Source organism: Streptomyces coffeae (assembly GCF_016741875.1).
GTDB classification, from domain to species: domain Bacteria; phylum Actinomycetota; class Actinomycetes; order Streptomycetales; family Streptomycetaceae; genus Streptomyces; species Streptomyces coffeae.
Window position 1 is genome coordinate 153,027 of the sequence record NZ_JAERRF010000009.1, and the last position, 19,261, is coordinate 172,287.

The following is a 19,261-nucleotide window of genomic DNA, read 5'->3' on the forward strand; positions in this document are numbered from 1 at the left end:
CAACATGGTCCCCGGCGTACCCCCGGTGTTTTTCATCCCTTGACGACGCCGAGCGGCACCAGGCGGACGACAAGCCGGGCCAGTCCCGCGCCCTCGGTGGCGGCGGCCACGGTGTCGATGTCCTTGTAGGCGTCCGGGGTTTCTTCGGCGAGCCCGCGCCAGGAGGACGGTCGGACGGCGATGCCGTGGGCCTCCATCTCGCCGCGCAGTTGCTCGCCCCGGACCCGGCGCAGTGCCTGGTGGCGGCTCCATACGCGTCCCGCGCCGTGGCAGGCGGACAGGAACGCGTCGTTCTCCGGCGTGCCGACCATCACGTACGAGGCTGTGCCCATGGTGCCGGGGACCAGCACGGGCTGCCCGGCCTCGGTGAGGTCTTCCGGCAGGTTCGGGTGGCCGGGGGGCAGGGCCAGGGTGGCGCCCTTGCGATGCACGCACAGCCGACGCGGTACGCCGTCCACGTCATGGGTCTCGATCTTGGCGGTGTTGTGGGATACGTCGTACACCAGGTCCAGGCCCACCCCGGCAGCGGTGGCGAACGCGTGGCGCGCGGCCTGGGTGAGCAGCTGCCGGTTGGCGCGGCCGTAGTTGGCCGCCGCTGCCATCGCTCCCAGATAGTCGCGGCCCGGCGGGGAGACGACCGGGGCGCAGGCCAGCTGCCGGTCCGGGACGGAGATGCCGTAGGCGCGCAGCGAGTGGTCCATGACCCGGACGTGGTCGGTGCACACCTGGTGGCCCAGACCGCGTGAGCCACAGTGGATCATCACGCACACCTGGCCGGGGCGCAGACCGAAGGCGGCCGCGGTGTCCGTGTCGTACACCTCGTCCACGGCCTGCACCTCCAGGAAGTGGTTGCCCGCGCCCAGGCTGCCCACCTGCTGGAGCCCCCGGTCCACGGCCCGCTGCCCGACCTGCGACGGATCGGCCTCCGGAAGCGCTCCGTGGTCCTCGCAGCGCACCAGGTCGCGTGGCACGCCGTGACCGCGTTCGACCGCGTACTCGGCACCGCCGGTCAGCAGCTTCTCCATCTGCGAGCGTCCGGCCAGCTTCCACAGGCCGCCGCGTCCCACGCCGCGTGGGATGGTGTCCCCGAGGATGTCCATGAGCGTCCGCAGCCGGGGGGAGAACCGTCCGCGGTCGGTGTCGGCGGCGAGCAGGCGTACACCGCAGGAAATGTCGAATCCGACGCCGCCGGGCGAGATCACTCCGCCGGCGTCGACGTCAGTGGCCGCCACGCCTCCGATCGGGAAGCCGTACCCCCAGTGCACATCGGGCATGGCGTACGAGGCGCGGACGATACCGGGCAGGGCCGCTACGTTCGCGACCTGCTCCAGAGCCATGTCCCCGGCCGCTTGCGGCAGAAGCTCCCGGGTCGCGAAGACGACCCCGGGCACCCGCATCACACCCCGCCGCTCGATACGGAAGCGGAAGGGGGTCTGCTCCACCGGCGTGATGTCCATGCCCGTCACCCTCTCTCCGGGGCTCTCCCGCCAACGCGCCACCGCCCGCCCACACCGTTCCCGGGGCGAGCCAGCACGCCTGCGCTGCACCGGCTGCCTCCTCCGGGCCACAGGTGGTGCATGACACGGATACCCGGAGTGGTCAGGAGATTCAGGAAGTGGGGGAATCGTGAGCGGCCGCCGCTTCGAAGGCGCGACCGTGGGAAGAGGCTTGCTGCCCGCGCATACTCCTCGGTACGGACTCCTCGATGTCCCAGCCCCGTGGCATCCATGCTATTGCGGATGGAAGCCGGCTGCCGGAACACCAGCGGTCCGGCGCGGTCGGCAGGGCTCAGCAGGGGAAGCCGTAGCGTCCTCGCAAGCGGACGAGACGAAATAGGCGGGGGTGAGTATCCGCCGACGCTTCAGCCCCGCCGCGGTGCGCAGCAAGGACACGACCTGGTCCTGGCCACCCGGCCCGACGGGCTGTACGAGGCGACCACCGGAGCCCAGTTCTCCGGTCAGCGGCGCAGGGACCTCCGGGAACGCGGCGGACACGATGACCGCGTCATACGGAGCGCGGTCCGGCACGCCGCCGCTGCCGAGCCCGGTACCGATCTCAAGGACGTGTTCATCCGGGTGGATGGGCGGATTCGGCCATCGCCAAGGCTCACACGTCGAGCGTCACCGAGCACGTCCAGCCCTCCGGCCCGCGGATGAAGGCCAGGTTGTGCCACGTGACGGCCTTCGGCGCGGCCCCCGTCACCGGAAGCGCCCCGGCATCAGCCATGTGAAGGCCGCACCGCAAGCCGCCAGTGACGGGCGTCAGTTCCACGTCGACCGGGACCTCACCTTCGGTGTCGAGCCAGTACACGACCTCTTCCAGCAGGGCGACCAGTACGTCCTCGTCCCGGTCCGCCCCCACCACCACGTCCCGCCTGCGGACACCGGCTGCCCCTGCCAGGTCCAGGAACGACTCGCAGACACCCCGCACCGCCTGCGCCAGGCACTCCTCGCGCGTGGGGGCCCATGCCTCCACCCGCAGGTCCGCGGTGTGCGGCACACTGCGATGCCCGGCGCGCCGCGCGGATCTCTCCGGCCTCATCACCCCTGCTTTCCCCTCACGCATCCACACGAACGGTCCGTGCCTCCATCGTCGTGCTGCGGGCTCGTACACGCGCGTCGGCCTCGTTGGCGGGCCAGGCACCGGGAGTGGGATGGCGCTCGGGTGTGCCGGTCAGGGAGCGGGGACGGGGCCGCCGGGTCGGAATCGCTCCACCCCGACGATGTGCCGCACCTTGACCGGGCTCACGATCACCGCGACCCGCTGCTCTCCCGGCATGATCCACTCGAAGCGCTCGCTGCCCAGATACTTGCGGGCCAGCCGGTCCATCCGGTGGTGCGCCTCCTCGCCCTCGATGAAGCGGGTCACCACACCACTGATCTGCACGCGGTCGAAGGGATCGGTGGCGTCCGCGTGCGAGAGGTAGACGCGGGGGTCACGGCGGAGGTTTTCCTCCTTCACCCGGCCCACCGAGGTGTTGAACATCAGCTCCCCCTCTCCCTCCAGATCCACCCACATCGGGCTGACCTGTGGTGCTCCATCGGCGAACACGGTGCCGACGTACCAGATTGTGGGGGCTTGCAGCCGGGCGCGGACGGCTTCGTCGAAAGTCGCAGTCATCCCGGGAGGCTACCAACCATGATCGACGTGACGGCTCGGGAGGAGCAGCGCTCCATCCTGCGACCGGCGCGCGCCGCACAGGCGTGCGTGTGCCGGTCGCCGACTGGCCGCGGCCATACCGGCCGACGAGTTCGTCAGCTGCCACCGTCGCGTCCGAGTCACCGTCCGGATCCGTGCCGGCACGGTGACGGGCGGCGTGGCTCGTGGCTTCAGGATGCGGAGTGCCGCGCCTCGGGGACATCCCGCAGTTCCCTCTTGAGGATCTTCCCGGTGGCGTTCACGGGCAGGGAGTCGAGGAACTCCACCAGCCGGGGGTACTTGTAGCCCGCCATCTCCTCCTTGCACCAGGCGATCAGTTTGTCCTCGGTGAGGGCGGCGCCGGGGTTGAGGACGACGCAGGCCTTGACCTCCTCGCCGTGGCTCGAGTGGGGCACGGCGATGACGGCGGCCATGCTCACCGCCGGGTGGGTGTGCAGCACTTCCTCGATCTCCCGCGGGTACACGTTGAACCCACCGCGGATGATCACGTCCTTCGCGCGGTCGACGATGTAGAGCCAGCCGTCCTCGTCGCGGCGCGCAAGGTCACCGGTGCGGAACCAGCCGTTACGCATGACCTCGGCGGTGGCCTCGGGGCGGGCGTGGTAGCCCTTCATGACGTTGTGTCCCCGGATGGCGATCTCGCCGACCACATCGGCGCCCTGAACCGGCGTCCAGTCCTCGCCGACCAGCTCCACCTCCACGCCCCAGACGGGTCGTCCGATCGAGCCGGGGCGCGGCACCTCGCCGACCGGAGCGAAGGTGGCGACGGGGCTGGTCTCGGACAGTCCGTACCCCTCCTGGATGGTGACTCCGAAACGCTCGGCGAAGCGGCGGTGGATCTCCAGCGGCAGCGCGGCGCCCCCCGCGGCCGCTATCCGCAGGTTCTTGGCAATCTGCGGCAACCCGATGCCGGAGGAGGCGCCCGATGCCTCCTCGCCGAGCAGTGCCCAGTACATGGTGGGCACACCGGCAAAGAAGGTGACTCGGTGGCGCTGCATGAGCGCGAGAGCGGCCGCGGCGTCGAAGCGCGGTTGCAGCACGAGCGTTGAGCGGCCGGCCAGCCCGGCGTTCATCTGCACGGTCTGGCCGAAGGAGTGGAACAGCGGCAGGGCGACGAGGTGGACGTCGTGCTCGACCTCGCCGAACAGCTTGTGACAGGTGAGGGCGTTGAGCGTCATGTTGGCGTGGGTGAGCTCCGCGCCCTTGGGACGGCCGGTGGTGCCGGACGTGTAGAGGATGACCGCGGTGTCGCCCGCCTCGGTGGGGAGGGTGTCGAACTCCGCGTCCTGATCGGCGAGGGCCGTGGTCAGCGTCTGTGCGCCCTCGATCGGGGAGTCGTCGGTGGGCCGGGCGGTCATCACGAAGAAGTGCTCGCAGCTCTCGGTGTCGCCGAAGCCGGCCCAGCCCTCCTGCCCGAGCGGCAGTTCGGGCGTGCCCTCGAAGCAGAAGTAGGCCTTCGCGCCGGAGTCGGCCAGGTGGTAGGCGATCTCGCGGCTCTTGAGCAGCACGTTGAGCGGGACGACGACCGCACCGGCCTTGAGGATGCCGTAGTAGACGACGGGGAACCAGGGCAGGTTCGGACAGGAGAGCGCGACCTTGTCGCCGGCCTCGATGCCCCGTGAGCGGAGCAGGTTCGCCACCTGCCGTGCGGCGCGATCCAGTTGGGCGTACGTCAGCTGCTGGTCGCCGAAAACCACCGCGGTGCGGTCGGGCACGGCGCGTGCGCTGTCTTCGAGCATGGTGACGAGGTTGAGCATCGGACCTCCGTAAGGGGTGGGTGGGCCGGAGGGCGGCCGGGTTCAGAGGGTCGCGGCCGGCTGGGCGCGGTCGGCCTGACGGCGCAGGTCCTCGGCGTAGGTCCGTGAGGCGTACCAGAGGACCGCGGCGGCTCCGGCGCAACACAGGGGCGTAACGGCGAGTGCCGCGGGCAGCCCGTGGTTGTCCGAGAGCCAGCCGGTGAGCAGCGGTCCCACGGCCAGCCCGAAGAGGTTGTTGACCAGGGCGACCATGCCGATGGCGCTGGCGCGCACGCCGGGGTCCACCACATCGATGACCACCGCGGGGACCGGTCCGACCGCGGACGCCACGCAGAAGGCGCCGGCGACGATCAGGGACAGTTGCAGGGGCCCCGCCGGCACCCAGGCGAAGGCAGGGGTCAGCAGGGCGAGAGCGAGCAGGGCGAGCACGGCAGGGAGCAGCAGCTTGTTGCGGCTGCGGACGGCGCCCGCGCGGTCCGCCAGGTTGCCGAGCACGACCGTCCCCAGCGCGCTCGCGATGATCGCCACCGCGGCGACCGCGCCCGCCCGGGTGTGGGTGTAACCGTACGCCTGCGCCAGGTAGCTGGGCAGCCAGGCGAACAGGGTGGAGAGCACCACGAGTTGCAGCGCGCCACCGAGGTAGGTGGCTACGGCGGTACGCGAGCGGAAGAGTTCCGCGGTGACGGCGCGCAGACCGACCGGCGGGGCAGCTCCGTCCCCGGCGTCCGCGCCGGTTGCCCGGGCCCGCGACGGCGCGTGGGGGTCGCGCACCCGCAGAAACATCAGCGCGAGCAGCAGACCGGGGGCGGCGAACACGGCGAGCGTCATCCGCCAGCTGAAGTGGCTCATCATCAGGCTGCCGCAGACGACCCCGATCACGGCGCCGAGCGGCCCCGCGGCCTGGAGTGCACCGATGATCGTGGCCCGCAGCCGCTGCGGGAACATGCCCGCGAGCAAGGCACCGCCTGCCGGGCCGTACCCCGCCTCGCCGACTCCCAGTGCTGCCCGGGCGGCGAAGAGCTGGGCGTAGCTGGTGCTGACAGCGCAGCCGAGCGCGGCGAGACTCCAGACCGACCCCATGAGGCTGATGGACTTCACCCGGCTCCAGCGGTCCGCCAGCCGCGCAAGCGGGAGCGCGCCGAGGGCAACGGTCACCGAGACCACGGAGACCAGGGCGCCCAACTGGGTGTCCGAGAGATCCCATTCGGACTTCAGGTAGGGAAAGGCGGAGACGATGATCTGACGGTCGATGAAGTCCGTGAGCGCCAGCGCGAAGGCGAGCGTGAAGACGTACCACGCGTAACGCCGGGAGACCGGCGGCGTCGACGGGCCGGATGCCTCGACGTCCGGATCCGGTTCCTGGTGGAGCGATGGCGTACCCATGGGGGACCTCCGTGAGGTGTGGCGTGGCCCCGGAGGGCCCGATGCGGTTGCCGGGTCTGCCGCAGCTGTTGTGTCCCTGGGGCGGTCGGCCCCTCCGGGGCCATGAGGGTGCGGGGCCGGGGGTGTGCGCGGCGCAGCGCCCCGGCCGCGCGTGGGTCAGCCGACGCGGCGGATGCCGGGCATGCGCCAGGTGCCGTCGAGGGCCTCCGGCCGGGGGAGGTACAGGCGCATGATGAGGTTGAAGGATCCCTCCGGCGCGGGCAGCCAGTTGGCCTGCCGGGCCTCGCCCGGGGAGTCGTGCTGGATCAGCAGCGTCAGGGAGCCGTCGGGGTTGAACTCCAGGGCGTCCCGGTCTCCGATGGCGTACCGGTTCAGCGGGTTGTCCACGAAGAACTGCCGGTCGTTGTACAGGGTCAGCGACCAGAAGGCGCCGACCGGGGGCAGCACGTCGGCCTCGAAGTGCAGGGTGTAGGCGTTGCTGCCATGGAGCGGCCGGCCGTCGGCGTCCACCCGGCTCAGCGGGTAGAGCGCGTCCGCCGCGAGGTTGGCGCCCAGGCCGACCCAGGCGACCGAGGCCCGGTGCAGGTAGTCGGTGCCGTACTCGCCGAGGTCGTAGGCGGTCAGCCAGCCGTTGCGGAATTCGGCGCGCGGCGCGCGACCTGCCTCCACGACCAGCGCCAGTCCGGCCGCCGCACCGCGGGCGATGTCTTTCCGGTCCTGCGGGGTGAGAGCGTCCCAGTCGAACGGCCGGCCGGGGATGACGCCGAGCCGCTCCAGCGCCTTCATCATCGGGGCGTCGTCGGGCCGCCCGGGGTTGGCCGCCAGCACATGGGCGGTCATGGCGAAGAAGGTGGCGGGGTCGAGGGCGGCGACCTGGTCGACCGGCGCAGTGGCCAGGTCCACCGGCCCGGGCCCGTGCTCCGCGGAGGGGCCAGTGGCGCCGTCGAACGGCGTCAGCCGGTAGCCGGCCTGGACGGCGTGGACGGCCGGGTAGTCGGCCACACCGTTGGCCTGCGTCCGCCCGATGATCCAGACGGTGGAGGTAGGGGCGTCCATGCGCTGCACGCCGACCGGCAGTTGTCCGTCCCAGCCCGGGCCGACCAGGGCGAACTCGCCCGTCCCGTTGCCGGTGGTGCGGGTGCCGGGGCAGGCGAAGACGTTGGTCCAGGCATCGAGCATCTCCAGCAGGTAGTAGCGGCTGCCTGTCTCGGGGACGGAGAGCAGCACAGGGCCCGAGGACAGGTCCAGCCAGGCCGTCGAGTACAGGGTGTCGGCATTGGGGCTGACGACCGCCTCGAAGGAGGCGTCCGGGGCCACCGGTATGTGGGCGAAGGTGTTCACCGGTGCGCAGCCGGGGCCGGTGGCTCCCGGGGCGACGAACTGCCGCTTCGTCAGTTCCATGAGGATCAGCGGGTAGGCGAAGACGTATGCCTCGGCGGCCAGTGCGGCGAGTTCCGTGGTGGTCTCGCTCTTCACGTCGGTCATGGAGCTCTCCATGTAGAGGGAGGACGGGGAATCGGTGGTCAGGCGGCGTGGTGCTGCTGCCAATAGCGGATGTGGGGCAGGTCGTCGTCGAGCCAGTAGGCGTCGTCCTCGGTGACCACGAGCAACTCCTCCCACTTGACGCCGATCTCGCCCTTGCCGATGTGGGGTTCGACGGCCCACAGACCCGGCTCGCAGGGCTGGTCGGACGACTCGCCCCACAGCGGGGTCCGGTTCAGCCGGGGACGGATCGCGGACTCGAGCAGGTGACCGCTCAGGTAGGCGAGGGCCTGCGGGCTGAACCCCTGGATCCGGAAGGTGGGCAGCCGGGTTCCCGGGATCTTGCCGACCTTGTGCGCGATGACCGAGCCGGGGTAGTAGCTGTGGATGTTCTCGTAACCCTGGTCGGAGATCACCGCGTCGACCTCCCGGTAGATCCGGGACTGGGTGGCGCCGCGCCGGACGAGGTCGAGGATGAGGGCGCGGTAGGGCTCCAGCGCCATCCGGGCGGCATGGAACTCCTCGTCGTCTCCACCGCCGAGGCTGCACGAGTAGCCCATGTCGCAGGCGAAGCGGTTGACCACCGGGCCGACGTCGAGGATGACCGCGTCACCGCGTCGCAGCGGGCGTTCGGTGGGCTGAAACTGCTTGCCGAAGTGGGCGATCTTCGGGTTGAGGAGGCTGGAGAGCGCCGCGCCCTTCGGCTTCTCGAAGTTCTTGAACCGGGTGCGGTCCCCGAACCAGGCGAAGCCATAGTGGAAGAAGCGGCGCACCCCGTGCGCGCGCAGCCAGTCCTCGATGGCCTTTGCGGCCTGCTTCTCGGTGATCCCCTCGTACAGCTGCGCCTCGACGGCGGCCACCGCGTCGTAGGCCAGCCGCTGGGCCGCCTTGACCTCGGCCAGTTCCTGCTCGGTGAAGTGTTCCTTGGACATCGGTCAACCTCTCGGGGCGTGTGCCGTCCGTTGATCGTGCGGGTGGGCAGGGGGTGCAGGGTGGGCGGTTACTCGGCCATCGCGGCCAGGCGGCCGGAGAACCACCGTCCTGCCGGCGGCACCATGCGCGAGAGCCAGTAGCTGAGGTGGGCTTCGGCGGCGATCGGGGCGACGGGCTTGTTCCGGTCCACGGCGCGCAGGATGTTGCGGGCGACCCGGTCGGGTGTGTAGCCGCGCTTGCTGTAGACCGCCGTCAGGTGCTCGCGGCGCTTGTCGACGTCTCCGCCGCCGCGGATCGGGGTCGACCTGGTGATGTTGGTGTTGATCACGCCGGGGCAGACGGCGGTGACGCCGATGCCGTGCGGGCGCATCTCCAGGCGCATCGCCTCCGAGAGGCCGAACACCGCGAACTTCGTCGCGCTGTACGCCGACAGCTGCGCATTGGCAAGGATGCCGGCGGTGGAGGAGAGGTTGACGACATGGCCGCCCCTGCCTCGTTCGATCATGGCGGGGAGGAACGCGGAGCAGCCGTGGACGACGCCCATCAGGTTGATCGACACCAGCCGGTCCCAGTCCTCGGCGCCGGTGTCGAGGAACCCGCCGAGCAGCCCGACCCCGGCGTTGTTGACCAGCAGGTCCGCGGGCCCGAAGCGGTCGAGGGCGCCCGCGGCGAAGGCGTCCATGTCCGCGGCCCGTGCCACGTCGACACGCTGGGTGAAGACCTCGCGGCCCATGGCCCGGATGCGGCCGGCGGCCTCCGCCAGCCCCTGCTCGTCGATGTCGCACAGGGCAAGACCGGCACCGCGGCGGGCGGACAGCAGGGCCAGTTCACGGCCGATGCCGCTGCCGGCTCCGGTGACGACCACTGTGCGGCCGGTCAGGTCCGAGGTCGTGATGCGTGGTGTGGGCATGCGCGGAAGGTAGTCCGCGCATGCCTCTGCGGGCTTGTACTGGGCCGCCAACTTTGCCGTCGTTCTTGGCACCGGGTCACAAGGGGCCGATCGCCCCCGGGGAGCCCGACCTCGTTAGAGTCGCGTCGTGGAGTTCGAATGGGCGCCTCTGCGCAGGCCCGCCGCGCAGCAGGCCTGGCAGGAGGTGTTGGGCCCGGTCGCGGTCGAGTTCGCCGCGGAAGCGGTGACGCTCTCGGAGCAGATGACCGCGGCCCTGCGGGCCGAGGATCCCACGTGGTTCCCGGACGCGGAGTCGGCCGTCGAGTACGCCAAGAGCAATGAGGCCCACTTCCGGCTGATCGCCCGGGCGCTCGAGCGGGGTGACGACCCGCGTCTGGTGGATCTCCCGGCGGAGACCGTCGAGGCGACCCGGTCGGGGGTGCACCGGCAGCTGACACTCGCCGCCATCCTGCGTTCCTACCGGCTCGGCCACGCGACGGTGTGGCAGTGGATGTTCGACCGGATCACCGCCCGCGCGTCCGGCGCGCCCCAGCAGGCGGTGGCCCTCGAACTGGCCTCGACCTGGCTGTTCGCGTACCACGACGCGGCGGTCACGCAGACCGAGCGCCAGTACACGGCCGAGCGGGAGGCGTGGATGCGCAGCGCCGTCGCGGCCCGCGCGGAGGCGATCGAGGCGATCCTGGCCGGCCGCGAGCGCGACCAGCGTCGGGCGGCCGTCCGGCTGCGCTACGACCTCAACCGCCACCACGTCGGACTCATCGCCTGGGGGATCGAGGCCGCGTCCGACATAGGTGCGCACTCAGCCGTCGAGCAGGTGGTGGCGGCGACCGCCAAGGCCGTCGGCGCGGACACCACCCTGACGCACCCGCTCGGACCGCAGACCCACGCCGCATGGCTGAGCCGCGCCACACCGTTCACCGACACGGACCTCGACCCGGCCCGGCTCGCCACCCCGGCCGGGGTCCGGATCGCTCTCGGCGACCCGGCGCAGGGGCTCGACGGCTTCCGCCGGACACACATCGAGGCCACGCACACCCGCAGGGTGGTGATGCTGGCCGAACCCAACGGTGCGCCGGTCACCCGCTACCGGAACGTGGCCGTCGCCGCACTCGGCACCGTGGACCCCGAGCAGGCCCGCACCTTCGTCATCCGCGTGCTCGGGCGTCTGGCCGACGACGACGAGGGCACCTTCCGGCTGGCGATGACCCTGGCGAGCTACCTCGACGAGAACTGCAGCCGCACGCGGACCGCGGAACGGCTCACGATCCACCCCAACACGGTCACCTACCGGGTCCAGCAGGCAAAGCGCATCCTCGGTCGCGGAATCGACAGCGACACCCTGGACCTCCAGGTGGCGTTGGCGCTGCTTCCCACGCTGCGCGGCCTGCCGCCCGCCCGGTGAGCGGGTCCAGCGCCTTCCGCCCACGACAGTGTGACCGGTCGGTGACTATCTCCATGACCGGACGTTCGCCGGGCGTCACCTCGCGCGGCACCCACCGCCTCGTCACGCCGCGCGGCAGACGATCCGATCATCAGCGGCACGTTGCACCGCTCAGAGGCACGGCCGCCTCCAAGGGGTGACACGCGTACGGCTCGACGTGCCTTACCTCCCGTTCGCCCAGGCCGGCCGCAAGACTCACCGCCATGGATCCTTTCGCCGGTGAGGTGGGTGCGCCATGACAGTCAGCAGACGACAGGTACTCCAAGGAAGTGCAGTGGCCGCCACAACAGTCGCCGGAGGAGCCTTCGCCGGCTTCGGCGGCCTGGTCCACGCCGCGCCGCGCGGCACGCTTCCCGATCTCGCGTGGAACGAACTCGCCCGCAGCCTCGACGGCACATTGATCCGGCCCGAGGACGACGGCTACCGCGAGTGGGGCCACCCGCAGAACCTCCGGTACGACGCCAGACGCCCCGCGGGAGTCGTCGTCTGCCACACCGCCCGCGATGTGCGCACCGCGATCCTCTTCGCGCAGCGGACCGGCATCCATCTGGTCGCCCGGTCCGGCGGGCACAGCTACGGCGGATACTCCGCCACCCGGGGACTGCTGGTGGATCTGGGCCAGCTGAACGAGGTGCGGCCGGACCGCGAGGCGGGCACGGTCACCGTGGGCGCGGGCGCACGGAACAGCGGCATCTACACCGCCCTCCAGCCTCACAACCTGGCCATCTCCGCAGGGCGCTGCCCCACGGTCGGCATCAGCGGACTGACCCTGGGCGGCGGATTCGGCTTCAGCTCGCGGAAGCTGGGCCTGACCGCCGACGCTCTGGAGCGCACCACGGTGGTGACGGCCGCGGGCAACTCCCTGGTGTGCGACGACAGACAGCACCCGGACCTGTTCTGGGCCTGCCGGGGCGGCGGCGGAGGCAATTTCGGCATCAACACCGAGTTCACCTTCCGCACCACACCCGTGGACACGGTGGCGGTCTACCAGCTCGACTGGGACTGGCAGGACACACCCGCGGCGTTCGCAGCCGTCCAGGCCCTGGTCACACAGGCGCCGAGCGCGTTCTCCTGCCGCATCGGCGGGGGCAGCGCCGGCCGGACCCGTCCGGAGATCGATGGGGCGCGGAAGGTCTCGGCCATCGGGCAGTTCTTCGGGACTGCGGACGATCTGCGGGACCTGCTCGCGCCCGTCCTGCGGGCCGCGCGGCCGGAGCGGACGCTCATCGAGAACCAGACGTTCTGGCAGGCCAAGGACTTCCTCTACCACAGCGTCCCCAGCGACCGGTATGCGGTGACCTCCAGGTACCTGGACCGCCCACTGCCCGAACGCGGGGTAGCGGCGTTCATGGAGGCGATCGACGCCTGGCCCGGCAGCTCCAACCCGGACGGCGCGGGCATCGCCCTGTTCGCGTGGGGCGGCGCGATCGCCGAAGTCGGGCCGCGGGAGACCGCGTTCATCCACCGCACCGCTTGCTTCCTGCTGGCCTCCGAGACCACCTGGGCCGTGCAGGACGACGCCGCGCTCGTCACGGCGAACCTCCGCTGGCTCCAGGAGCTGAGCCGCACTCTGGACACGTACGGCAACGGCCAGGCGTACCAGAACTTCATCGACCCCGACCTGCGCGACTGGAGACGGGCCTACTACGGCGCCGACTACCCACGGCTCACGCAAGTCAAGCGGACGTACGACCCGGAGAACTTCTTCCACTTCGCCCAGAGCATCACCGGCTGACAGCACAACCTGATCGCACCGGACCGCCTGTCCGCCAGGTCCGCGGCATGAGCCCCGTACTCGACCATCGCCCACCATGCCGATCCGCAGTACGCACCTGGCGGCGCAATGGGTACGCGACGTCGAGTCCTGACGAGGCGGCGCGGATCATGACGCCGTAGGCATCGGTGAGTTGGTGAACCACCACCGGTGCGGGCTGGGGGTCAGCGGGCGCTGCCGAGGTTCCGGTCGGCTTCGGCGCCCTGGAGCATGAGGGTGGTTTCCTCGATGCGGTGGAAGCGTCCGTCGGGGGCGAATTCTCCGAAGAGGTAGACCTCCATGGTGACGGTGGTTCCATCGGTCTTGGTGACGTTGACGGTATGACGGTCGGCGTAGAGGTGGCCGTTGACGAGCTCTTCGTGGACGTGGACGGAGCCGTCTGCGACGACGGTGCGGAGGTGGGCGATGTGAGCGAGGAACGCGGTGCGGTCGTCCCAGCGGCCGTCGGTGCGTTGGCGGTAGTCGGGGGTGAAGTGGCGGTCGACGGCTTCGTTCAGGTCGAGTTCGGGGGTGAAGAGGAGATCGGTGAGGGCGGTGGTGATGTCGGTGTGGTGCATGGGTGTTTTTCCTTCGGGGAGTTCGTTGGGGCAGAGCCTGAAGGAGCTGACGACCGGCGCCGGGCAAAGGTGCTCCGCGCCGTAGCGGCGCACCACAGCAGGCGGCTGCATCATCCACCCCCCTCTTGCCACGAACTGTCCGGCGGCGGGAATGGTTCCGGGGCGGCGCGGTCCCGTGGTCCCGCGCCGCCCACCGCCTTCTGACGGAAGTGGTGGTCAGCCCTCGCTGCCGTCCAGGGTGCTGTCGGGGATCCAGGAGCCGTGGAGTCCGGAGCTCACCCGCTGCGGCAGGTGGACGGTGGCGATCCGGCCGAGGCCGGAGGCGTCGAGGACCAGCAGTTGGGAGGCGTCCTGCTTGATGTCGGAGATGACGGCCAGGAGGTAGCCGTCGTCTTCGTTGGTGGCTCCGGCCGCGGGGACGAATACCGCTTCGCTGGGCATGCGGGCGTCGCCGACCTGGTGGATGCGGCGGGCGCCGGTGGTGCGGTCGTACTTGACGACCCCGTAGCCACCGAAGCCCTTCTCGTCGGGGAAGGAGATGGCGTACTGGTAGCGGTTCTCGGCGCCCAGGTAGTCCTCGTTGAGGGTCGGGAACTCCACCGCGAGATCGTCGATGATCTGCTCGTCGACGGTGCCGGCGGCCATGTCGACCACCCAGCGGCGAGTGTAGGAGCGGGCGACGGGCTCGGTGCCGCGCCCGGGAGCGCCGATCCACCAGTTCCAGGAGAGGTGGAATCCCTCGCGGTCCACGGTGGGGCCCTCCAGGACGATGCGGCCCTGGCCGTCCTCGTAGGCGTTGGAGACGTGCAGCATGTTGCCCGGTTCGATGGAGAACCAGCGGATGTGGCGGTCGCCGTCGGCTCCTCGCGGCATGACACCGATACGGGAGAGCTGCTGGTCACTCCAGCCATAGGGGATGCCGGACTGCTCACTCGGGTCGAAGGTGACGTTGCCCTCGGCGAAGACCACGTGGTGGCGGGTGATGGCGAAGTCGTGCTTGAGGGAGGCGGTCGCTCCCAGGATCTCTGCGCTGTGGACGATCTCGCCCTTGGCATCGGCGACGTAGTACGTCAGGAAGGGCGGGAACGGCGAGGACCCGAAGAAGTGGAGTTCGCCCGTCACCGGGTCCTCCTTGGGGTGCGCGGTCATCGCGGTGCGCAGCTTGCCGCGGAAGTCGTGGACGCCGACCGTCTCGAGTTCCGGGGTGAGTTCGAAGGGGAGGTTTGCCTCGCACAGGGCGAGGAGGCGTCCGGCGTGTTCGATGATGTGGGTGCCGGCGGTGCTGGCGGTCAGGTCCGGGCCCTTCTCGGTCATGTAGGGGGCGCCGTCGAGGGCGGGGGTGTGCACCCAGCGGTTGCGGTACCACTCGGCGCGGCCCTCGCGGAGACGGATGCCGTGGACCATGCCGCTGCCCTTGAACCAGTGCGTCGGGGTGACGCCGGGCTTGGGGTTGTGGCCGTTGCGGAGCAGCCGGCCGGTCAGCTCGGGGGGCAGGGTGCCCTCGACGGTGAGTTCGGTGGCGGTGATCTCGTCGGCGACGGGGGTGTAGTGGCCGGTCAGGTACGGCTTCTTCTCAGCACTCATGGCAGGAACCTCGTTTTGATGGATGTAGATGTGATGCTTTGTCAGGCTGACTGTTCGGCACGGGCCTTGAGGTGAGTGAGCCAGCTCTCCAGGGAGTCCTGGAGAGCCTTGCCCAGCTGGTCGACCGCGGCCTCGACCGGGGCGCCGCTCCAGGACTCCTCGGTGCGGACGGTGACGTGGTCGCCGTTCTGCTCGAAGGTCCATACGTGAATCCCGGTGATGCCGTCGACGTCACCGCCCCACACGATCCGCTCGCCGGGGACCAGTTCATGCACGGTGGAGGTGATGTCCATGCCGTGGGTTCGCCAGCGGAAGGAAGTGCCGGGCATCAGCGGCCCGTCGAGCTCAGCCTGGTCGATGTCCGTGTTCCAGGTGGGCCAGGCCGCGATGTCGGTGTGCAGTTCCCACACCGTCGTGACCGGGGCGTCGATCACGGTGTCCAGGCGGACGATGACGGGGGCGGTCTCGTCGATGGTGGTCATGGCTGTGTCTCTCCTCGTGATGGGCATCTGTCGGTGGTCCGGCTGACTCTTTGTTCAGCCGATTCAGGGAATTCGGGTGGATTGCAGGCCGGAAGTGGGGAGGGGGAGCCGGTCACCATGTGTGGGCCGGTCCGGCGGGCGAGGAACATCGCGAGGAGTGCGGTGGCGGCCAGGACCGCGGCCGAGACCGTGAAGGCGACGCGGTAGCCCGCGGTGAGCGCCTCCAGGTGCGGCTGGTCGACCTCGGCGTGCGTGGTGACGGAGCCGGCAAGCGTGGCCAGGGCGGCGAGGCCGATCGCACCTCCGACCTGGCGGGTGGTGTTCACCAGGCCACCGGCCAGTCCCGCGTCCTGCGGCGGGACACCGTCCACGGCGAGTGCGGTGAGCTGGACGAAGGCGACGCTCAGGCCGAGCCCGACCAGGATGCTCGGACCGAGGATGTCCGCGAGGTAACTCCCGTCGGCGCTGATCCGCGACAGCCACAGCAGCCCGCCGGCCTCGGTGAACAAGGCCGCGGTCACCGTCGTAGTGGCGCCGATGCGCCGGGAGATGCGGGGCGCCAAGGCCGCGCCGAGCATATTGGCTCCGGCGAGCGGGAGTTGGCCCGCTCCGGTGGCCAGGGGATCCGACCCGAGGACCTGTTGCTGGTAGAGCGGCAGGAAGAAGAACAGCGCGATCCACACCGACCCCAGCAGTGCCATCAGCAGGTTGCCCGCGGCAACCCGGCCGGTGGTGAACAGGCGCGGCGGTAGCAGCGCGTTCGGCCGGCGAAGGTCGATCGCGGCGAAGGCCGCGAGCAGCGTGGCGGCGCCGACGAGGGCGCTCAGCACCCGGGCGTCTGTCCAGCCGGTGCCGCGTGCGGTGGTCAGTCCCCAGACCAGGCAGGTCAGGGCGAGGGTCACGGTGACGGTGCCCAGCAGATCGAACCGCCCGGTCTGCCGTCCGGTCGCCTGTGGCACGAGCGCCGTTACGGCCACCAGGACCAGTGCCGCGCCGAGCGCCACGGAGTGGAAGATCCAGGGCCGGCCCCACGCCTGGGTCAGCACACCTCCCAGCAGGACGCCGCCCGCCCCTCCCGCACCGGAGACCGCGCCCCACACCCCCAGTGCCCTGCCGCGCCCTGGGCCGGACGGGAACAGACCCATCGCCAGGGCGAGCGCGGCCGGGGCGATGGCGGCGGCCGCCACGCCTTGAACGGCACGGGCGGCGATCAGCACGCCGGCGGAGGCGGCCAGTCCTGCTGCCAGCGAGGAACCCGCGAACAGCGCAAGGCCGGCGATCAGCACCCGACGGCGGCCGAGGAGATCGGCCGCCCGCCCTCCCGCCAGGAGCAACGCCCCGAACGCCAGGCCGTAGGCGTTGACCACCCAGGTGGTTCCCGTGTCCGACAGGCCCACCCCGGCGCGGATCTGCGGGAGGGCCACGTTCACGATCGACGTGGCGAGCATGACCGTGAACTGAGCCGCGGCCAGCGCCGCGAGCGCGACGCCCGGCCGACGAGCTCGGGCTGCTGCCGAATCCGTCTGCGTACGTGCAACGTTCATGCCGCACAGACTCGTGTCGAACGGTGTCCACTTTCCACACCGGACAGGGGCGGAAACTGTCCACTCCTGTCCACGCCTGTCCACGTGGAGCCGGAGCCATGCGACGCCGGTGTCGGCCCGTCAGCCCCGGCGTCCGCCGCATGGCGAATGCCGGGGCCGGGCACGAGCCGTCTGCGCGGGCGGGCCGCCGGAGGTGTCAGGAAAGCACCACGGGCCGCCCTTCGGCCGGCACCGTTCGCCTCCTACCGTGTGCCGTGCGACTCCTGCTGCCACAGGGCCTCGCACAGCAGGTCCAGACCCTGGCGCAGATGGCGCCGGTAGGTGCCGTACGGGAGGCTGAGGCGGCGGGCGGCGGCCTCCTGCGTGGGCGCACCGGAGAAGTAACTCGCCGTCAGGGCGTCACGGGCGCGCACTCCGCGCGGGTCACGGGCGAGGTCGTCGACGGCCTGGCGCAGCAGGGCACGCAGTTCCTCGGCAGGATCGATGAGGTCGGCCGCCAAGCGGGCGCGCATCAGGGCGCAGGCCGCGAAGGTGGCCGGGTCGCGCCAGTGCGCCAGGGCTTCGCGCACGGCCTGGCCGAACTCTGCGCGCGAGACGGCTGACGGCCCCGGCTCAGCAGGGACGTCGGGCGCCGACATGAAGCGGCCGAGCCAGGTCTCGACAGGCACCTGACGCCAGTCGACGCCGAACAGCCCGTAGGTGTACGCACCGACCCGCGGTCGCGCACCGGTGTCACTCAGGGTTCCCTTGACACGCTCGGCCCACGTCTCGGCGTCCCGGAAGACGGCGAAGCCATAGGCACGGCCGCGGGCACGGGCGGACTCCGCCTGGGCACGGGAGCTGCTCAGGTCGATGACGCGCGAGGGGACCTGGTACCGCTCGGGGTAGATCGAAAATCGGCTGATGCCGATGTGCTCGCCGGGGCCCACCGGTGCGGTGGCGTTGGTGTACTCCCACGCCGCGGCGACGACGGGATCGGTGGCCAGATCCTGGGGGTCGGGAGGAGCCGGCAGGGCGAGCCGGGCCGTGAACGCCACAGTCTCGCCCGTGCTCACCAGACGGTAGACGCTGAAGGCCTGCGGCTGGCGCCGCACCCAGTAGCGGACCAGATCCGCAGAAGCGGAGCCTTCACTCTCCTCCGCCATGCGCAGCACGGCGTCGATATCGTCCGGATGCAGGGGGCAGTCGTGCACCTCGTCCTCGCGGGACCAGGTGCGCAGTCGGGCCACGGTCTTCCCCTCACGGAAGAGGTAGAAGAGCTCGTCCGTGACCGTCCACACCCGTTCCTCGGGCGCCTCGCGCAGCAGGCGCAGGTACTCCTCCGCCAGGCGCCGGCGCATCGCCACGAAGGCGTTGGGAGCTCGCCAGCGCAGATCGGCAGCCAGCGTCTCGCGTGCGGCGTCGTGCGGGTAGAGCCCCCGGGAGGTGGTCTCCATGAACGGCAAGTCCCTCAGCCAGGCGAACAGCACATGGGCGTCCTCCTCGGGCAGGACCGCGTGGAGCAGTTCCTCGGACGTCGCATGCGCCTGCGCGGCCACCTCCAGAGCGCGACGGTGGGCCGCCGTCGGCACCTCCCCGATCAACCCCGCCAGCAGGGTTCGCAGAACGTCGGCCGAAGGCGTCCACATCTCCTCACTGCTCCAGCCCGTCGGCCCCGCGGCCGCCGCCAGGGACAGCGCCAGCGGATTGCCTCCGGCGAAGCGGAGCACCCGCTCCCGCCACTCGGGCCGCAGCCGCGCCGCGGCCAACAGACTGCGGCACTGCTCCTCGGAGAACGGCTCCAGTTCACGAACGTGCAGGAGCCCGGCCCAGGCGGGATCAGCGGTCCACTGCGCCTGCGGAGCGAGACGGCCCGCCAGAACGGCCAGGGCGCCGTCCGCGGCCCGGGGCAGGAACCGCTGCCACAGCCAGCTCTCCAGCCACTGGCAATGCTCGAAGGAGTCCACGAACAGGACCGCGCCGGCAACGTCCAGGAAAGGAGCCGCCGCACGCTCGAAGTCGGCCGGGTCCCGGCTGACGAAACGGCCGTCCAGTTCGAGGAGCGGCCGGCCCGTCGCACGGGCCTGATCCGCCAGAGACCGCAGCAGCGTCGACTTCCCGATGCCGCCCGGCCCGTACAGGTAGAACGCGAACGGTGCCTGCGGATCTCCGTCCATGGCCGCCTCGAAGCGGCCGAGTTCCTCCTCCCGGCCGATGAAGGCCCGCTCCCGCGCTCTGCTCAGTCTCTCTCCCACGGACACCATGCCCGCTCCCCT

16 protein-coding genes are annotated in these 19,261 nt (G+C 70.9%); 2 read left to right on the top strand and 14 right to left on the bottom strand.

Annotated features, from left to right (window positions below; genetic code table 11):
• Window positions 1–32: 32 nt before the first annotated feature.
• From JK363_RS17505 to JK363_RS17545, 9 genes are all read right to left on the bottom strand, one after another.
• Entirely contained in the window at window positions 33–1,457 is a 1,425-nt protein-coding gene (locus tag JK363_RS17505; protein ID WP_215911021.1) for an RtcB family protein, read from the bottom strand.
• Window positions 1,458–1,730: 273 nt separating this feature from the next.
• Window positions 1,731–2,027, bottom strand: a complete 297-nt coding sequence (locus JK363_RS17510; RefSeq protein ID WP_307821757.1) for a hypothetical protein — start codon at window positions 2,025–2,027, stop codon at window positions 1,731–1,733.
• Between the two features lie 79 nt (window positions 2,028–2,106).
• Window positions 2,107–2,541 (bottom strand): archease, encoded by a 435-nt coding sequence (locus JK363_RS17515; protein ID WP_201875842.1) that lies wholly within the window; start codon window positions 2,539–2,541, stop codon window positions 2,107–2,109.
• A 132-nt stretch (window positions 2,542–2,673) separates the two neighbouring features.
• The gene (locus tag JK363_RS17520; RefSeq protein ID WP_201875843.1) at window positions 2,674–3,120 is read right to left on the bottom strand and encodes a TIGR03618 family F420-dependent PPOX class oxidoreductase; all 447 of its coding nucleotides are present in this window, start codon (window positions 3,118–3,120) and stop codon (window positions 2,674–2,676) included.
• Between the two features lie 209 nt (window positions 3,121–3,329).
• A complete protein-coding gene (locus tag JK363_RS17525) occupies window positions 3,330–4,916 on the bottom strand; it encodes a long-chain-fatty-acid--CoA ligase (protein WP_201875844.1) in 1,587 nt (528 codons plus the stop codon).
• Window positions 4,917–4,958: 42 nt separating this feature from the next.
• A complete protein-coding gene (locus tag JK363_RS17530; RefSeq protein WP_201875845.1) occupies window positions 4,959–6,299 on the bottom strand; it encodes an MFS transporter in 1,341 nt (446 codons plus the stop codon).
• Between the two features lie 156 nt (window positions 6,300–6,455).
• Window positions 6,456–7,784 (bottom strand): DUF1254 domain-containing protein, encoded by a 1,329-nt coding sequence (locus JK363_RS17535; protein ID WP_201875846.1) that lies wholly within the window; start codon window positions 7,782–7,784, stop codon window positions 6,456–6,458.
• A 38-nt stretch (window positions 7,785–7,822) separates the two neighbouring features.
• Window positions 7,823–8,713, bottom strand: coding sequence for a M24 family metallopeptidase (locus JK363_RS17540; protein ID WP_201875847.1), 891 nt, complete (start codon window positions 8,711–8,713; stop codon window positions 7,823–7,825).
• A gap of 68 nt (window positions 8,714–8,781) precedes the next feature.
• Entirely contained in the window at window positions 8,782–9,624 is an 843-nt protein-coding gene (locus JK363_RS17545; protein ID WP_201875848.1) for an SDR family NAD(P)-dependent oxidoreductase, read from the bottom strand.
• 127 nt (window positions 9,625–9,751) lie between these two features.
• Here JK363_RS17545 and JK363_RS44220 point away from each other — a divergent pair, with 127 nt between their 5' ends.
• Together JK363_RS44220 and JK363_RS17555 are read left to right on the top strand one after the other, a co-directional pair.
• On the top strand, window positions 9,752–11,026 hold the full coding sequence (locus JK363_RS44220) for a PucR family transcriptional regulator (protein ID WP_201875849.1): 1,275 nt from the start codon (window positions 9,752–9,754) through the stop codon (window positions 11,024–11,026).
• Between the two features lie 313 nt (window positions 11,027–11,339).
• Window positions 11,340–12,800 carry an FAD-binding oxidoreductase gene (locus JK363_RS17555; RefSeq protein WP_201875850.1) on the top strand — a complete coding sequence of 487 codons (1,461 nt, stop codon included), beginning with the start codon at window positions 11,340–11,342 and terminating at the stop codon, window positions 12,798–12,800.
• Between the two features lie 203 nt (window positions 12,801–13,003).
• On the opposite strand, the gene JK363_RS17560 is transcribed toward JK363_RS17555, so the two are convergent.
• The 5 genes from JK363_RS17560 to JK363_RS17580 form a co-directional block, all read right to left on the bottom strand.
• Window positions 13,004–13,396 carry a nuclear transport factor 2 family protein gene (locus tag JK363_RS17560; protein WP_201875851.1) on the bottom strand — a complete coding sequence of 131 codons (393 nt, stop codon included), beginning with the start codon at window positions 13,394–13,396 and terminating at the stop codon, window positions 13,004–13,006.
• Between the two features lie 216 nt (window positions 13,397–13,612).
• Window positions 13,613–14,980, bottom strand: a complete 1,368-nt coding sequence (locus tag JK363_RS17565; protein ID WP_201875852.1) for a carotenoid oxygenase family protein — start codon at window positions 14,978–14,980, stop codon at window positions 13,613–13,615.
• Window positions 14,981–15,021: 41 nt separating this feature from the next.
• Complete coding sequence (locus JK363_RS17570; protein WP_201875853.1) at window positions 15,022–15,462, bottom strand: SRPBCC family protein; 441 nt, start codon at window positions 15,460–15,462, stop codon at window positions 15,022–15,024.
• Complete coding sequence (locus tag JK363_RS17575) at window positions 15,459–17,006, bottom strand: MFS transporter (protein WP_201875854.1); 1,548 nt, start codon at window positions 17,004–17,006, stop codon at window positions 15,459–15,461. The genes JK363_RS17570 and JK363_RS17575 overlap by 4 nt, the downstream gene beginning before the upstream one ends.
• 242 nt (window positions 17,007–17,248) lie before the next feature.
• The gene (locus JK363_RS17580; RefSeq protein WP_201875855.1) at window positions 17,249–19,249 is read right to left on the bottom strand and encodes an ATP-binding protein; all 2,001 of its coding nucleotides are present in this window, start codon (window positions 19,247–19,249) and stop codon (window positions 17,249–17,251) included.
• Window positions 19,250–19,261: the final 12 nt, after the last annotated feature.

Bases quoted from the DNA above. Each gene is read 5' to 3' on its own strand.
- JK363_RS17525 (WP_201875844.1), bottom strand. From the start codon at position 4,916: ATGCTCAACCTCGTCACCATGCTCGAAGACAGCGCACGCGCCGTGCCC.
- JK363_RS17515 (WP_201875842.1), bottom strand. From the start codon at position 2,541: ATGAGGCCGGAGAGATCCGCGCGGCGCGCCGGGCATCGCAGTGTGCCG.
- JK363_RS17565 (WP_201875852.1), bottom strand. From the start codon at position 14,980: ATGAGTGCTGAGAAGAAGCCGTACCTGACCGGCCACTACACCCCCGTC.
- JK363_RS17505 (WP_215911021.1), bottom strand. From the start codon at position 1,457: ATGGACATCACGCCGGTGGAGCAGACCCCCTTCCGCTTCCGTATCGAG.
- JK363_RS17535 (WP_201875846.1), bottom strand. From the start codon at position 7,784: ATGACCGACGTGAAGAGCGAGACCACCACGGAACTCGCCGCACTGGCC.
- JK363_RS17570 (WP_201875853.1), bottom strand. From the start codon at position 15,462: ATGACCACCATCGACGAGACCGCCCCCGTCATCGTCCGCCTGGACACC.
- JK363_RS17575 (WP_201875854.1), bottom strand. From the start codon at position 17,006: ATGAACGTTGCACGTACGCAGACGGATTCGGCAGCAGCCCGAGCTCGT.
- JK363_RS17580 (WP_201875855.1), bottom strand. From the start codon at position 19,249: ATGGTGTCCGTGGGAGAGAGACTGAGCAGAGCGCGGGAGCGGGCCTTC.
- JK363_RS17540 (WP_201875847.1), bottom strand. From the start codon at position 8,713: ATGTCCAAGGAACACTTCACCGAGCAGGAACTGGCCGAGGTCAAGGCG.
- JK363_RS17530 (WP_201875845.1), bottom strand. From the start codon at position 6,299: ATGGGTACGCCATCGCTCCACCAGGAACCGGATCCGGACGTCGAGGCA.
- JK363_RS17520 (WP_201875843.1), bottom strand. From the start codon at position 3,120: ATGACTGCGACTTTCGACGAAGCCGTCCGCGCCCGGCTGCAAGCCCCC.
- JK363_RS17560 (WP_201875851.1), bottom strand. From the start codon at position 13,396: ATGCACCACACCGACATCACCACCGCCCTCACCGATCTCCTCTTCACC.
- JK363_RS17545 (WP_201875848.1), bottom strand. From the start codon at position 9,624: ATGCCCACACCACGCATCACGACCTCGGACCTGACCGGCCGCACAGTG.